Source organism: Novosphingobium cyanobacteriorum (assembly GCF_029436685.1).
Lineage (GTDB): Bacteria > Pseudomonadota > Alphaproteobacteria > Sphingomonadales > Sphingomonadaceae > Novosphingobium > Novosphingobium cyanobacteriorum.
Window position 1 is genome coordinate 245,311 of the sequence record NZ_JAROCY010000002.1, and the last position, 14,546, is coordinate 259,856.

Genomic DNA, 14,546 nt, shown 5'->3' on the forward strand with positions numbered 1-14,546 from the left:
TTCATGCCGCGCGGCCAAAGTCACCGTCTTCGGTGTCGGCGCCGCCGTTGGTCAGGTCCAGCGCGAAGCCGCTGAGCCGTTCCTGCTGGTGCGCGAGCGAATTGGGGCGCACCGTGGTGCGTGCGGGTTCCCTGCGCTTGGCCGGGCGCGGCGGCGCAGCACGCTGTGGCACTGCGGCGCGTGCTTCGTCGATCTGGAAGAACGCCAGCGAGCTTTGCAGCTCGTCAGCGCGCGAGGCGAGCGATTCCGACGTGGAGGAAATCTGTTCGGAAGCGTTGGCGTTCTGCTGCGTCACCTTGTCGAGCTGCTGGATCGCCTCATTGATCTGCGAGGCGCCGATATCCTGTTCACGGCAGGCGGCGCTGATTTCGGAAACGAGCTCTGCGGTGCGGCGGATATCGGGCACCAGCTTGCCCAGCATCTCGCCGGCATCGGTGGCGGCATGGACCGTGTCGGCGGAAACGGAAGCGATCTCCGCCGCGGCGGTCTGGCTGCGTTCGGCCAGCTTGCGCACTTCGGACGCGACGACGGCGAAGCCCTTGCCGTGTTCACCGGCACGGGCGGCCTCGACTGCGGCGTTGAGCGCGAGCAGGTCGGTCTGGCGGGCGATTTCCTGGACGATGCCGATCTTGTCGGCAATGGTGCGCATGGCGCTCACGGCCTTTTCGACCGCCTGGCCCGACGCCTCGGCGTCCTTGGACGACTGGCGGGCGATCTTCTCGGTCTGGGCGGCGTTGTCGGCGTTCTGTTTGATGTTGGCGGCCATCTGCTCCATCGAGGCGGAGGCTTCCTCGGCCGAGGCGGCCTGTTCGGTGGCGCCCTGCGACAGCTGCTGCGAGCTGCTGGCCAGCGTGTTGCTGCCGTCGGCAACTTCGGATGCGGCGACACCGACATTGCCGGCGAAAGCGCGCAGGTTGTCCACAAGGGTGTTGATCGAATCGCGCATCAGGCGGTGATCGCCCTTGCAGTCGATCTCCACGCGTTCGCGCAGGTCACCCCCGCTCAGCTTGCCCAGGATGCGATTGCCTTCCTCGATGGGCAGGAGCGTGGCGTCGAGCATGCCGTTTATGCCGCTGATCAGGCGCTCGAAATCGCCGACGAAGCGGCGCGCATCGCCGCGTTCGCCCAGCTTGCCATCGGTTGCCGCGACGATGAGCGCCTGGATCTCGGACACGATCGCGCGCAGGTTGGTGCGCAGCGTCTCGATGGTATCGTTGATGAAGGCCTTCTTGCCGGGGAATCGTTCGAGCGGGGCGTCGAAGTTGCCCTCGCCAAATTCCTTGACGCAGGCCATCGCCTTTTTCTTCACGGCGATGTGCCCGGCGACCATGTCGTTGATGCCGCGCGCCACGCAGGCGAAATCGCCCTGGAACTTGCGATCATCGATCATCACGTCGATCTCGCCGCGGTCATGCTCGGCAGACATGTGGTTCATCTCGGCGATCAGGCCGACGAGGTTCTGGCGCAGCGTTTCGATGGTATCGTTGATGAAGGCCTTCTTGCCCGGGAACTGTTCCAGCAGGGCCTTGAAGTTGCCTTCAGCCAATTCCTTGACGCAGGCCATCGCCTTCTTCTTCACGACAATGTGCGAGCCGACGAGATCGTTGATGTTGCGGGCCATGAGCGCAAGATCGCCACGGAAGCTTTCGGGCGGTACGACCACGTCGATCTCGCCGCGATCGTGTTCGGCGGTCATCGTGCGGATGGCCTGGCCCAGATCGGTCACCGGCTGCAGCGAACGGTCAAGCAGGCGATTGATGGCTTCCACCATCTCGCGCGTCTGCGGGTTTCCATCGGCGTGGAGCCGGTCGGCAAGGTTGCCGGCGGCGTGCGCGGATTCGACCCGGGCGATTTCCTGCAGCACGAGGCGAGAGGAAACTCCGGCAAAGGGATTGAGCGACATGTGGTTCCCGTCCTTCCTTCGATCGCCGGAGAGCTGGAGTGAGACCCGTCAGCTGCGGCGTGTTTTCCCGTTCAGGCGTTGACGAGCCGATCCTGCCCGCCAGCCATGACTGCATCTTCCGTGGTGAATATCCGCGCCGCATCGACGATCACGACAAAGCCGCTCTCGCGCCGCACGACGCCGGTGATGTATTGCGAATTCCAGCGCACCCCGATGTCGGGCGCCGCCTCGATCGTGGCCGTGTCATAGCTGCTGACGCTGAGGACCCGATCGATCACCACGCCAAGGGTGAGAACCCGGTCAGCCAGCGGCACATCGAGAATGAGGATGCGGGTGGCCAGCGTGGGTTCCGCCTGGGGGAGCCCGATGCGCTTGCGGAAATCGACCGTGGGCACGCCCTGCCCGCGCACATCGGTCAACCCGACAAAGTGCGCGGGACCATTGGGCACATAGGCCGGCGGCGCATAATCCAGAATCTCGCGGACCATCGCCACCGGGACGGCGAACACTTCGCTGCCCAGTCCGAATTCGACGACCTGGAGTTCGCCCGCGCCGGTCATGCCGCACGTCCGAAGTCGGCATCGTCGGCATCGGCGCCGCCGTCGGTGAGGTTCAGGGCGAAGCCGGCAAGGCGTTCCTTCTGGTCTGCCACGGAATTGCGCCGGGGGGCCCTGGCTGCCGGCTTTGCAGAGGGTTTCGGCGCAGCGGCGCGTGCTGGGGCAGGCGTGCGGCGGACGGGCGCGCTGGCGTGGCGTTCCTGGCCGATGCGGAAGAAGGAGATCGAGTGCTGCAGGTCTTCTGCCTGCGAGGCCAGTTCCTCGGAGGTGGATGAGATCTGGTCCGACGCAGCGGCGTTCATCTGGGTCACCTTGTCGAGCTGCTGGATCGCCTCGTTGATCTGCGATGCGCCGATGTCCTGTTCGCGGCAGGCAGCGCTGATTTCCGTGACCAGTTCGGCGGTGCGGCGGATGTCTGGGACCAGGCGGGCAAGCATTTCACCCGCGTCGGTCGCCACCTTGACCGTCTCGGACGAGACCGAGACAATCTCTGCCGCAGCGGTCTGGCTGCGTTCGGCCAGCTTGCGCACTTCCGAAGCGACGACGGCGAAGCCCTTGCCGTGTTCGCCAGCGCGAGCGGCCTCGACTGCCGCGTTCAGGGCCAGCAGGTCGGTCTGGCGGGCGATTTCCTGCACGATGCCGATCTTTTCGGCGATGGTGCGCATGGCGTTGACGGCTTTCTCGACCGCCTGGCCGGACGCCTCGGCATCGCGCGAGGACTGGCGGGCGATCTTCTCGGTCTGGGCGGCGTTGTCTGCGTTCTGTTTGATGTTCGCAGCCATCTGCTCCATCGAGGCGGAGGCTTCCTCGGCAGAGGCGGCCTGTTCGGTGGCACCCTGCGAGACCTGTTCGGAGCTGGCGGCAAGCTGACGACTGCCGGTGGACACGTTTTCTGCAGCAACAGACGTGCTGCCCACCACGGTGCGGAGGCGCTCGAGCATGGCGACCAGCGCCAGGCCGAGCTGGTCATCGGCGGAGAGGGCCTGATGCTGGACGGTAAGGTCCCCTTCCGCAATGCGGTCAGCCACGGCAGCAGTCAGCCGCAGGTTTTCCACCAGGCGGTTGATCGCGTCACGCATCTGCTGGTGATCGCCGTGGCAGTCGATGGTCACCAGTTCCTGCAGGTTGCCGCCGCTGACCACGTCGAGCACGCGGTTCCCTTCCTCGATGGGCAGGATGATGGCATCGAGCATGCCGTTGATGCCCGCGATCAGCCTGGCGAAATCGCCCACGAAGCGGTTCGCCTCGCCCCGTTCGTTAAGCCGGCCAGCAGTGGCGGCAACGATCAGGCGCTGGATCTCCGCGGTGATCTCGCGCAGGTTCATGCGCAGCGTTTCCACGGTATCGTTGATGAATGCCTTCTTGCCGGGGAACTGCTCCAGCGCGGCGTCGAAGTTGCCTTCGCCGAATTCGCGGATGCAGGCCATGGCCTTCTTCTTCACGGCGATGTGCCCGGCGACCATTTCGTTGATGCCGCGCGCCACGGCGGCGAAATCGCCCAGGAACTTGCCGTCGTCGATCATCACGTCGATCTCGCCGCGATCGTGCTCGGCAGACATGTGGTTCATCTCGGTGATCAGGCCGATCAGGTTCTGGCGCAGCGTCTCGACGGTCTGGTTGATGAAGGCCTTCTTGCCGGGGAACTGTTCCAGCGGAGCCTTGAAGTTGCCTTCAGCCAATTCCTTGACGCAGGCCATCGCCTTCTTCTTCACGTCGATATGCCCGGCGACCATGGAATTGATGCCACGTGCGACCAAGCCGAAGTCACCCTGGAACTTGCCGTCGTCGATCATCACGTCGATGTCGCCCCGGTCATGCTCGGCAGACATGTGGTTCATCTCGGCAATCAGGCCAGATAGGTTGCCGCGCAGGCCTTCGATGATTTCGTTGATGAAGGCCTTCTTGCCCGGAAGCTGCGGCATCGGCGCCTTGAAGTTGCCCAGCCCGAATTCGCGCACGCAGGCCATGGCCTGCTTCTTCACGCTGATGTGCGCATCGACGAGGTCATTGATGTCGCGCGCCATCGCGCCGAACTGGCCGGGCAGGCGGTTTGCATCGATCTTCACGTCAATGTCGCCCGCAGCGTGTTCGGCAATGACATGGCCAATCTGCGAGGAAAGCTGTTCGACCGGGGCAGCCATGCCATCAAGCAGGCGGTTGAAGGCTGCCAGCACGGCCTGGGTCCGGGCGTTGGCGGCTGGCGCTTCCAGACGCTGCGACAGGTCGCCCCGAGCCAACGCGCCTTCGACCCGCGCGATTTCCGCCAGGATCAGATCTGACGAGATTGGCGAGAAGATTGTCATGGGAGGCAGGCCTTTCTCTCTGTGGGAGCAGTGGAGGGCGTGGAACGGAGCAGGCGCATCAGGCGGCTTCTGCAAGGGTTGAAAAGATCGTCGGCAAGTTGGGGATAACGATCACATGCTGCGGGTTGCGCACCAGTTCGCGCACGAATTCGCGCCGCCAGCGCATGCCCAGCACCGGGGGCTCGCAGCTGTCTGCACGATCGAGGATCGCCACTTCGTGCACCTTGTCGGCGCGCAGGCCGATCTGCAGCGGTTCGCCGTCCAGTTCGGTCTCGATCACCACGATGCGGTGGTCGGTCTGGACGGCGGCGTCGCTGTCGGTGGGCATGCCGAAGGCGACGCGCAGGTCTGCGATCGGGATGATCTTGCCACGGAAGTTGACCACGCTGGCCACCAGGGGCGGCGCGCCTGGCACCCATGTTTCGGGCAGGAGATCAAGGATCTCGCGGATGTTCACCGCTTCGATGGCGAGCCGTTCGTCACCGATGTCGAAGGTCAGCACTTCAAGCTGGCCGTTTTCGTCCCATGGGGTTGTGCTGGCGTGCTGCATGCTGTCACCCGGCGGCGCGAAGCCGCTCCTCCTGCTGCTGGCCCAGCGCGACGAGCTGGACGACATCGAGAATCAGCGCCACGCCGCCATCGCCAAGGATGGTCGCGCCCGAGAAGCTGGGCACCGCGCGATGCAGGCTGGACATCGACTTGATCACCGTCTGGTGGCTGCCGATGATCTGATCGACCACCAGGCCTACGCGTTCGCCGCCCGTGGCGATGACCACGATCTTCTGGAAGGGATCGGGCCGGGTTCCGGTGGCGAAGACCTCGCGCAGGCGCAGGAACGGCACCAGCCGTTCGCGCAGCTGGATCATGCTGCGCCCCCGCGAACGGATATCGTCTTCCAGGCTGAGTTCGAGGCATTCCTCGACAGCGGCGAGCGGGATCACGTAGTTGCCGTTGCCCACGCGCACCAGCAGGCCTTCGATGATGGCAAGGGTCAGCGGGATGCGCAGGGTGATGACCGAGCCCTTGCCGGGCTCGCTCGCCATGTCGATATGGCCGCGCAGGCCCTCGATGGTGCGCTTGACCACGTCCATGCCCACGCCCCGGCCAGACAGGTTGGTGACCTGCGCTGCGGTGGAGAAGCCGGGCTGGAAGATCGCCTGCAGCAGTTCGCTGTCGCTCACCACCTGGCCCGGCTGGATCAGCCCGTTCGCCTCGGCCTTGGCGCGGATCCGCTCGCGGTTGAGGCCGCGGCCGTCGTCGTGGATGGTGATCAGCACTTCGCCGCCGGCCTGCTGCGCTGAAAGGCGGATGGTGCCGGTGGCGGGCTTGCCCGCGGCAATGCGCTCTTCCTCGGTCTCCAGCCCATGGTCGCAGGCGTTGCGGATCAGATGGACGATGGGATCGGCCAGCCGTTCCGACACGGTCTTGTCGATCTCGGTGCTCTCGCCATCGGTGACGAGATCGATGGACTTGCCGGTTTCGCGCGCCAGATCGTGGACCAGCCGGCGGAACCGGCCGAACAGGGTGGCGATGGGCACCATGCGCAGGACCATCATGGTGTCGCGCAGTTCGTTCGCCAGTCGCTCGACCTCTTCGGAGATCGAGCGCAGGGCCAGTTCGCCGGCCGGGCCGGAAACGCCATTGTTGGTCAACTGGGCAAGGCGGCTCTGCACGATGACCAGTTCGCCAACGCGGTCCATCAGCAGGTCTAGCCGCTCGGCCGGCACCCGCACGCTTTCGCTTGGCGGGCGGGCGGCGCGCTGGCCGGACGAATCCGTTCCGGCTTCGACGGCAGGCGCTTCATCGATGTCGCCCGCGTCCGCTGCCGTCGCCGCTGGCGCATCACCGGCCGGATCGGACGCGGCGGAGATCTCCTCGATCTCCAGCGTCATGTCATCCATCACGAAAAGGAAAACATCCTCGATATCCTCGCGGCTGATCGCGCCCTGCAGTTCAACCTCCCATCCGATCAGGCACTGGGCGGGGTCGAGCGACTTCAGGGGCGGAAGCGCATCGGTCAACGCGGTGACGCTGGCACTGCCAAGATCGCGCAGTTCGTCCAGCAGGATCAGCGGGTTGGTGCCATTGGCCATGGCTTCCGGGGGCAGGCGGAATCTCACGCGCCAATGGTGCGTGGCCTGTCCCGCAGGCTGTTCTGGCGCAGGCCCATTCTCTGCCAGTGCAATGGCGGCGTGCAGTTCCTGCAGGATCGCGGCACTTGCTGCGTCAAGACCCTCACCATCGCCGTGGAGCAGCGCGCGCATGTGGTCCATGGCGGAAAGGGTGACGGCGACAAGCTGCGCGGTCGCGGGGGCCAGGCCCTTGCGCACGCGATCGAAGGCCGTCTCGCAATGGTGGGTGAAGCCGGCCAGCGCATCGAAGCCGAACATCGCGCCCGAGCCCTTGAGCGTGTGCATGCCGCGGAACACGGCATCGACAAGCGGACGACTTTCAAGATCGTGGCTGAGATCGAGCAGCGCCTGCTCGGTGGTGTCGAGCAGTTCGCCCGCCTCCACGCGGAAGGCCTCGGCCGGATCCTGCGCGCTCACCGGCCAAGCACCTTGCGCGTGACCTTGAGCAGGTTGTCGGCCACGAACGGCTTGACCAGCCATCCGGTCGCCCCGGCCGCCTTGGCCTCCTGCTTCATGCCTTCATCGGATTCGGTGGTCAGGAAGATGATCGGCGTGCCGGCCTGGATCGGCAGCTTGCGGATCTCGCGGATCATCTCCAGCCCGTTCATGTTGGGCATGTTGAGATCGGTGATGATCATGTCGTACTTGGCGGTGCGCGCCTTGGCGAGACCTTCGGCGCCATCGGCGGCTTCGGCCACGATATGGCCCGCACCGGACAGCGCGATGCGGATGGCCATGCGCACGCTCATCGAATCATCGACGGTCAGGATGCTGGTCACCGGCCGACCTCCGCAACTGAGACGAGATCGTGCAGGCCAGCGCGCTCTGCGAGCGAAGCCAGCACGGGCGGAACGGGCGCAACGATCCGGACGGAACGGCCTTCGATTTCCGCCTGTTTGTGGGCCGATGCCAGGACCTGTACGAACGTCAGATCGGCGTCTTCCAATGCCGAAGCGTCAATCTCGACTTCGCTACCCGCATCGAATGCCTCGATGATCGCATCGCGGATGCTTTCGATGGTGCCAATACTGGCCAATTTGCCGACAACGACAGTCATGCCCATGTTCCCGATCGGGTTGCAGTTGTCCCGAATGGTACGGCACTTGTGTGACTTATCGCTTCGCCAAAACTAGCGGTTTCTACGGTTCAGATTGGAATAGGAAAAATAGTCATCATAGTGCCTGAGTTCAGACGATCTTTATGCAGGGAATGCAAAGTCACCGTAGGGTCAAGTGGAGGAAATTAACCAGGTTTCGGCCCGATCTTTACGGGCATCGAGTTTCGGCAGAAGACAGACAGATGAAATTGTTGCGTCTCGTCAGATTCTTACGGGCCGCTAGGCGGGCTGTCTTGTGACATGGCCAATTTGGAACAATAAATGCCTCTCGGGGCGCCGCACAGCAAACTCCGCCATTCTACCTGCCGCGGAGACGGGGCGCACTTGGTTAAGGAAAGATACGGTTTGAAAAGGCCGCAGCCCGATCCGCCAGATCGCTGCGTCGACGATGGCCGTATTCCACAAACACAAAGGCCCGCAGTTTCCCGCGGGCCTTGGTGGTGGGCGCGACAGGGATTGAACCTGTGACCCCACCCGTGTGAAGGGTGTGCTCTACCGCTGAGCTACGCGCCCGTCCATCAGGACGTCTGCCCGGCAGCACCGGGGCAGGGGCGCGCCTCTACGATGGCGCGGCGCGATTGACAAGTGGGGTCGGCAAGATATTTGCGTGGCCCATGACCGAACAAACCCCCGCACCCGAAACCGCCCCCACCACCTCGGGCGCGGATGTTCCGCCCGATCGCCTGGCGATCAACCCGCGCAGCCCCTTCTTCGATGCCGACAAGCTGCGTCGCGGCATCGGCATCCGCTTCAAAGGCACGGTGCGCACCAACGTGGAAGAATACTGCATCTCCGAAGGGTGGGTGCGCGTGCAGGCCGGAAAAACCATGGACCGCAAGGGCAACCCGCTGACGCTGAAGCTGAGCGGGCCGGTGGAAGCGTGGTACGAGGACCTGGGCGAAGGGGCGCCGGTCGCGTCCTTGTAAGGCAAGCAAAGCCCATCAGGGCTTTGTTTGGCGGTACCGTGCCGCAACCCTTGGGGGCTGATCCTGCGCTGATTCAGCGTGGCATCAGCCTGCCGCGTTCGCGGGCGACCAGTGCGGTCAGCCAGTCCTTGAAGGCGCGCACGCGGGCCAGGTTGTGCGTGTCCTTGTGCGTGACCAGCCAGAAACTGCGCACGATGCGCTTTTCCGGCAGCACGGGCACCAGCCACTTGTCCGCATCGCCGATGAAGCAGGGCAGCACGCCGATTCCCGCCCCCGCGCCGACGAGGCGGTGCTGGGCGATGATCGAGTTGGACCGGACGGTGGCGGTGAGGCCCGGCTCCCATTCATCGAGATAGCGCAGTTCGGGCGCATAGAGCAGATCGGGCACATAGCCGACCAGCCTGTGCCCCTGTGCAAGGTCTGCCGGAGCGGCAGGGTTGCCGTGGCGGGCGAGGTAGCCGCGCGTGGCGTAGAGCCGCAGGGCATAGTCGGAAAGCTTGCCCGCGATCACCGGACCGGCGCGGGGGCGTGACAGCATCACGGCAAGGTCCGCCTCGCGCTTCGACGGGCTGAGATAGCCCGACGAGGCCACCAGATCGACCACCAGACGGGGCTGCAGGTCGGAGAACGAGGGCAGGGCGGGCGCGACGATGGCGTTGCCGAGGCCCTCGGTCAGGCTCACGCGCAACTGCCCGGCAAGGCCGCTGCCGGCGGCGTGTTCGGCAATGCGGCTGGCGGCCTGCTCCATCGCCTCGACTTCGGCCAGCATCGCCTCGCCCGCCTCGGTCAGCACCTGTCCTTCACGCGTCTGTTCGAACAAGGTGGCGCCGACGCGCGCCTCCAGCCGGCGCAGGCGACGGCCGATGGTGGTGGCGTCCATGCCCATCGTGGCGGCGGCGCGCGCCATCTGCCCCGCGCGGGCGACGGCGAGAAAGGCCTGATAGTCGTTCCAGTCTGGCACCTGCATAATTGCAGGTGGCCATCGCATTTTCACCTGTTGCTTGCAATCGTTCAGGAGCGCAGGGAGCGGCATCGGTTTTTCACGAGAGGAAACATCCATGCGCCTCATCGACCATTTCATCGCCGGCGGCACCGGTGGCCTTGCCACCGATCGCAAGGGCGACGTTTTCGATCCCAACAATGGCGGCGTGCAGGCGCAGGTCGTGCTCGGCGATGCCGAGACGCTGGAGCGCGCCGTGCAGGCGGCGCTGAAGGCGCAGCCGGCCTGGGCCGCCACCAATCCGCAGCGCCGCGCCCGCGTCATGTTCCGCTTCAAGGAACTGGTAGAGGCGAACATGGAAGAGCTGGCGCGCATGCTGAGCGCCGAGCACGGCAAGGTGATTGCCGACGCCAAGGGCGACGTGCAGCGCGGTCTGGAAGTGGTCGAGTTCGCCTGCGGCCTGCCGCACGTGATCAAGGGTGAATACACGCAGGGCGCGGGCCCGGGGATCGACGTCTATTCGATGCGCCAGCCGATCGGCATCGGGGCGGGCATCACCCCGTTCAACTTCCCCGGCATGATCCCCCTGTGGATGAGCGCCATCGCCATTGCCACGGGCAACGCCTTCATCATCAAGCCTTCGGAACGCGATCCCTCGGTGCCGGTGCGGCTGGCCGAACTGTTCATCGAAGCCGGCCTGCCCGAAGGCATCTGCCAGGTTGTGCATGGTGACAAGGTGATGGTCGATGCGATCCTCGATCACCCGGCGATCGGGGCGATCAGCTTCGTCGGATCGTCCGACATCGCGCATTATGTCTACAACCGTGGCGTGGCCGCCGGAAAGCGCGTGCAGGCCATGGGCGGCGCGAAGAACCACGGCATCGTGATGCCCGACGCGGACCTCGACCAGGTGGTGAACGACCTGTGCGGCGCGGCCTTCGGTTCGGCGGGCGAACGTTGCATGGCGCTGCCGGTGGTGGTGCCGGTGGGCGAGGATACGGCCGAGAAGCTGCGCGCCAAGCTGATCCCCGCGATCAACGCGCTGCGCGTGGGCGTGTCCACCGATCCCGAGGCGCACTATGGCCCGGTGGTAACCCAGGCGCACAAGGAGAAGGTCGAAGGCTGGATCGGCAAGTGCGTGGAAGAAGGCGGCGAACTGGTGATCGATGGCCGCGGCTTCACGCTGCAGGGCCACGAGAACGGCTATTTCGTCGGCCCGACGCTGATCGACCATGTCACACCGGACATGGACAGCTATCACAACGAGATCTTCGGCCCGGTGCTGCAGATCGTGCGCGCCAAGTCCTTTGAAGAGGCGGTCGAGCTGCCGAGCAAGCACCAGTATGGCAACGGCGTGGCGATCTTCACCCGCAATGGCCATGCCGCGCGCGAATTTGCGGCGCGCGTGAACGTGGGCATGGTGGGCATCAACGTGCCGATCCCGGTTCCGGTGGCCTATCACACCTTCGGGGGGTGGAAGCGGTCCGCATTTGGTGACACCAACCAGCACGGCATGGAAGGCGTTAAGTTCTGGACCAAGGTGAAGACCGTGACCCAGCGCTGGCCCGACGGTTCGCCGGATGGCGGCAATGCCTTTGTCATCCCGACGATGGGGTGATGGGAGAACGGGCCGGGCGCTCAGGCTGCCCGGCCTTTTTCCCGTTTGGGTCGATAGGGACGAGGACATGAACGATCAGTTCGCACTAACCGAGGATCAGCTTGCCATCCAGGAGATGGCGCAGCGTTTCACCGCCGATGCGATCACGCCGTTTGCCGCGCAGTGGGACGAGGATCACGCCTTTCCCCGCGATACGGTGAAGGCCGCGGCCGAGCTGGGCTTTGGCGCGATCTATGTCAGCGAGGAATCGGGCGGCATCGGGCTAGGCCGGCTGGAAGCGGCGCTGATCATGGAAGCCATGGCCTATGGCTGCCCCACCACCAGCGCGTTCATTTCCATCCACAACATGGCCGCGTGGATGATCGACTGCTTCGGCGGCGATGATGTGAAGGGGCGCTACCTGCCCGATCTGGTGACCATGGACCGCATGGCCAGCTATTGCCTGACCGAGCCGGGCAGCGGGTCTGACGCGGCGGCGCTGAAGACCACGGCGCGCCGTGACGGCGATGATTACGTCGTGAACGGCACCAAGCAGTTCATCTCGGGCGGCGGGGTGAATGACGTTTACGTGGTGATGGTGCGCACCGGCGAAGACGGGCCGAAGGGCATCAGCTGCCTGGTGGTGGACAAGGACACCCCCGGCGTCAGCTTTGGCGCGCCGGAAAGGAAGCTTGGCTGGAACGCCAGCCCGACCGCGCAGGTGATCTTCGAAGACGCGCGCGTGCCGGTGGCCAACCGCGTGGGCGAGGAAGGCGACGGCTTCAGGTTCGCGATGGCCGGGCTGGACGGCGGGCGGCTCAACATCGGCGCCTGCTCGCTGGGCGGGGCGCAGCGTTGCCTGGACGAGGCGGTGCAGTATGTGAAGGATCGCAAGCAGTTCAACCGCGCGATTGCCGAGTTCCAGAACACCCAGTTCACGCTGGCCGACATGGCGACCGAGCTGGAGGCGGCGCGCCTGCTGCTCTACGCTGCTGCCGCCAAGGTCAGCGCTGGCGCGCCGGACAAGACCCGCTTTTCGGCGATGGCCAAGCGGCTCGCCACCGACACCGGATCGAGCGTGGTCGACCGGGCGCTCCAGATGTTCGGCGGCTATGGCTATCTGCGTGACTATCCGATCGAGCGGTTCTGGCGCGACCTGCGCGTGCATCGCATCCTGGAAGGCACCAACGAGATCATGCGCATGATCGTGGGAAGGGACCTGCTGAAGTGACTGAAGAGGTGATCTTGCGCACGTGGGGGCAGGTGGGGGTGATCTCGCTCAACCGGCCCAAGGCGATCCACGCCCTGACCCTGCCGATGGTGCAGGCGATGACAGAGGCGCTGCTGAGGTGGCGCGGGGACGATGCCGTGCAGGCGGTGCTGATCGACCATTCCGAGGGGCGCGGCTTCTGCGCAGGCGGCGACATCGCCTTCCTGCGGAATTCGGCGCTGAACGATGGCGGGGTTTCCGGTCGCCAGTTCTTCCACGACGAATACCAGCTGAACCACCTGATCATGACCTATGGCAAGCCTGTGGTCGCTTTCATGGATGGCATCACCATGGGCGGCGGCGTGGGCCTTGCCGGGCCTTCCACCTATCGCGTGGCGACAGAGAACACCCGGCTGGCCATGCCCGAAACCGGCATCGGCCTGTTTCCTGACGTGGGCGGCGGCTGGTTCCTTTCACGGCTGAAGGGGCGGCTGGGGCAATACCTCGCGCTCACGGGCGCGCGGCTCGACGGCGCGGAATGCGTCTGGGCCGGGCTCGCCACGCATTACCTGCCGTGCGAGGCGCTGGCCGAGGCCAAGGCACGCATCGCCGGCGACCCTGCATCGATCCCCACCATCCTGCGCGAACTCTCAGCCGTGCCGCCCGAGCCGAAGATCGCCGCCCATGCGGACGACATCGCCCGGCTCTTTGCGTCCGACCGCTATGAGGACATCCTCGACGCGCTGGCGGCCGACACGTCGGACTTCGCCAAGACCACGCTCACCACGCTCGGCACCAAGAGCCCGCAGACCTGCAAGGTGGCGCTGCGTCAGCTCGCCACCAGCCTGACCCTGCCGGACTTTGCCGCCAACATGGCGATGGAATACCGCATCGGCAGCCGGGTGCTCGTCCTTCCGGACTTTGCCGAGGGCGTGCGCGCCGTGATAGTTGACAAGGACAACGCGCCGAAGTGGGACCCGGCCACGCCGCAGGGCGTGACCGACGCGCTTCTCGACCAGATCTTCGCGCCGCTGGGCGCTGCCGATGAATGGAAACCGCTATGAGCCCCGAACACACTTACGAGACCATCCTCGTCGAACAGAAGGGTGCCGTCACCCTCATCACGATCAATCGCCCGCAGGCGCTGAACGCCCTGAATTCGCAGGTTCTGGCCGACCTGATCGACGCCTTCGCCGCGTTCGAAGCCGACGAAACGCAGGGCTGCGCCGTGCTGACCGGCGCGGGCGAGAAGGCCTTTGCCGCGGGCGCCGACATCAAGGAAATGGCGGACAAGCCGGCGTCCGACTTCTTCAATGAGGACTTTTTCTCGAAGTGGACCAGCCACGTGGTGAAGACCACGCGCAAGCCGTGGATCGCGGCGGTCAACGGCTTTGCGCTGGGCGGCGGGTGCGAACTGGCGATGATGGCGGACTTCATCATTGCGTCGGAAAACGCCAAGTTCGGCCAGCCCGAGATCAAGCTGGGCGTTGCCCCCGGCATGGGTGGTTCGCAGCGGCTGACCCGCGCGGTGGGCAAGGCCAAGGCGATGGATATGTGCCTGACCGGCCGCATGATGGACGCCGCCGAGGCGGAGCGTTCGGGCCTCGTTACCCGGGTGGTGCCGCTGGCCGATCTGCTCACCGACGCGTTGAAGACCGCCGAGACCATTGCCGCGATGCCGCCGATGGCCGCCAAGGTGAACAAGGAAATGGTCAACGCCGCCTACGAAACCACGCTGGACCAGGGCCTGCTTTTCGAACGCCGGGCATTCCAGATCCTGACCGCCAGCGATGACAAGGCCGAAGGCATGAAGGCCTTCATCGAAAAGCGCCCCGGCGTGTGGAAGGGTAAGTAAGGCTTC

The 14,546-nt window shown here is 65.2% G+C and carries 13 protein-coding genes and 1 tRNA gene; 5 read left to right on the forward strand and 9 right to left on the reverse strand.

Features of this window, described 5'->3' with window-relative positions:
- Nucleotide 1: 1 nt before the first annotated feature.
- From POM99_RS02955 to POM99_RS02995, 8 genes are all read right to left on the reverse strand, one after another.
- A complete protein-coding gene (locus POM99_RS02955) occupies nucleotides 2–1,903 on the reverse strand; it encodes a methyl-accepting chemotaxis protein (protein ID WP_277275308.1) in 1,902 nt (633 codons plus the stop codon).
- A 71-nt stretch (nucleotides 1,904–1,974) separates the two neighbouring features.
- Entirely contained in the window at nucleotides 1,975–2,463 is a 489-nt protein-coding gene (locus POM99_RS02960; protein ID WP_277275309.1) for a chemotaxis protein CheW, read from the reverse strand.
- Nucleotides 2,460–4,763, reverse strand: a complete 2,304-nt coding sequence (locus tag POM99_RS02965; RefSeq protein ID WP_438822983.1) for a methyl-accepting chemotaxis protein — start codon at nucleotides 4,761–4,763, stop codon at nucleotides 2,460–2,462. The genes POM99_RS02960 and POM99_RS02965 overlap by 4 nt, the downstream gene beginning before the upstream one ends.
- 58 nt (nucleotides 4,764–4,821) lie before the next feature.
- Nucleotides 4,822–5,313 (reverse strand): chemotaxis protein CheW, encoded by a 492-nt coding sequence (locus tag POM99_RS02975; RefSeq protein ID WP_277275310.1) that lies wholly within the window; start codon nucleotides 5,311–5,313, stop codon nucleotides 4,822–4,824.
- A 4-nt stretch (nucleotides 5,314–5,317) separates the two neighbouring features.
- Nucleotides 5,318–7,312, reverse strand: coding sequence for a chemotaxis protein CheA (locus POM99_RS02980; RefSeq protein WP_277275311.1), 1,995 nt, complete (start codon nucleotides 7,310–7,312; stop codon nucleotides 5,318–5,320).
- Nucleotides 7,309–7,674 (reverse strand): response regulator, encoded by a 366-nt coding sequence (locus tag POM99_RS02985; protein ID WP_277275312.1) that lies wholly within the window; start codon nucleotides 7,672–7,674, stop codon nucleotides 7,309–7,311. Before POM99_RS02985 ends, POM99_RS02980 begins: the two co-directional genes overlap by 4 nt.
- Nucleotides 7,671–7,952 (reverse strand): STAS domain-containing protein, encoded by a 282-nt coding sequence (locus POM99_RS02990; protein ID WP_277275313.1) that lies wholly within the window; start codon nucleotides 7,950–7,952, stop codon nucleotides 7,671–7,673. Before POM99_RS02990 ends, POM99_RS02985 begins: the two co-directional genes overlap by 4 nt.
- A 498-nt stretch (nucleotides 7,953–8,450) precedes the next feature.
- Nucleotides 8,451–8,525: transfer RNA gene (locus POM99_RS02995), tRNA-Val, on the reverse strand.
- Nucleotides 8,526–8,626: 101 nt separating this feature from the next.
- Between POM99_RS02995 and POM99_RS03000 the strand changes: the two genes are divergently transcribed.
- Complete coding sequence (locus POM99_RS03000; protein WP_277275314.1) at nucleotides 8,627–8,938, forward strand: DUF3297 family protein; 312 nt, start codon at nucleotides 8,627–8,629, stop codon at nucleotides 8,936–8,938.
- A gap of 73 nt (nucleotides 8,939–9,011) precedes the next feature.
- Here POM99_RS03000 and POM99_RS03005 read toward each other — a convergent pair whose 3' ends face one another.
- The gene (locus POM99_RS03005; protein ID WP_277275315.1) at nucleotides 9,012–9,905 is read right to left on the reverse strand and encodes a LysR family transcriptional regulator; all 894 of its coding nucleotides are present in this window, start codon (nucleotides 9,903–9,905) and stop codon (nucleotides 9,012–9,014) included.
- Between the two features lie 91 nt (nucleotides 9,906–9,996).
- Here POM99_RS03005 and POM99_RS03010 point away from each other — a divergent pair, with 91 nt between their 5' ends.
- The 4 genes from POM99_RS03010 (at nucleotide 9,997) to POM99_RS03025 (ending at nucleotide 14,540) form a co-directional block, all read left to right on the forward strand.
- The gene (locus POM99_RS03010; protein WP_277275316.1) at nucleotides 9,997–11,496 is read left to right on the forward strand and encodes a CoA-acylating methylmalonate-semialdehyde dehydrogenase; all 1,500 of its coding nucleotides are present in this window, start codon (nucleotides 9,997–9,999) and stop codon (nucleotides 11,494–11,496) included.
- Between the two features lie 67 nt (nucleotides 11,497–11,563).
- Nucleotides 11,564–12,706, forward strand: a complete 1,143-nt coding sequence (locus POM99_RS03015) for an acyl-CoA dehydrogenase family protein (RefSeq protein WP_277275317.1) — start codon at nucleotides 11,564–11,566, stop codon at nucleotides 12,704–12,706.
- Nucleotides 12,703–13,749, forward strand: coding sequence for an enoyl-CoA hydratase/isomerase family protein (locus POM99_RS03020; protein ID WP_277275318.1), 1,047 nt, complete (start codon nucleotides 12,703–12,705; stop codon nucleotides 13,747–13,749). The genes POM99_RS03015 and POM99_RS03020 overlap by 4 nt, the downstream gene beginning before the upstream one ends.
- Complete coding sequence (locus POM99_RS03025) at nucleotides 13,746–14,540, forward strand: enoyl-CoA hydratase-related protein (RefSeq protein WP_277275319.1); 795 nt, start codon at nucleotides 13,746–13,748, stop codon at nucleotides 14,538–14,540. Before POM99_RS03020 ends, POM99_RS03025 begins: the two co-directional genes overlap by 4 nt.
- Nucleotides 14,541–14,546: the final 6 nt, after the last annotated feature.

Bases quoted from the DNA above. Each gene is read 5' to 3' on its own strand.
- POM99_RS02955 (WP_277275308.1), bottom strand. From the start codon at position 1,903: ATGTCGCTCAATCCCTTTGCCGGAGTTTCCTCTCGCCTCGTGCTGCAG.
- POM99_RS02960 (WP_277275309.1), bottom strand. From the start codon at position 2,463: ATGACCGGCGCGGGCGAACTCCAGGTCGTCGAATTCGGACTGGGCAGC.
- POM99_RS02965 (WP_438822983.1), bottom strand. From the start codon at position 4,763: ATGACAATCTTCTCGCCAATCTCGTCAGATCTGATCCTGGCGGAAATC.
- POM99_RS02975 (WP_277275310.1), bottom strand. From the start codon at position 5,313: ATGCAGCACGCCAGCACAACCCCATGGGACGAAAACGGCCAGCTTGAA.
- POM99_RS02990 (WP_277275313.1), bottom strand. From the start codon at position 7,952: ATGACTGTCGTTGTCGGCAAATTGGCCAGTATTGGCACCATCGAAAGC.
- POM99_RS03000 (WP_277275314.1), top strand. From the start codon at position 8,627: ATGACCGAACAAACCCCCGCACCCGAAACCGCCCCCACCACCTCGGGC.
- POM99_RS03005 (WP_277275315.1), bottom strand. From the start codon at position 9,905: ATGCAGGTGCCAGACTGGAACGACTATCAGGCCTTTCTCGCCGTCGCC.
- POM99_RS03010 (WP_277275316.1), top strand. From the start codon at position 9,997: ATGCGCCTCATCGACCATTTCATCGCCGGCGGCACCGGTGGCCTTGCC.
- POM99_RS03015 (WP_277275317.1), top strand. From the start codon at position 11,564: ATGAACGATCAGTTCGCACTAACCGAGGATCAGCTTGCCATCCAGGAG.
- POM99_RS03025 (WP_277275319.1), top strand. From the start codon at position 13,746: ATGAGCCCCGAACACACTTACGAGACCATCCTCGTCGAACAGAAGGGT.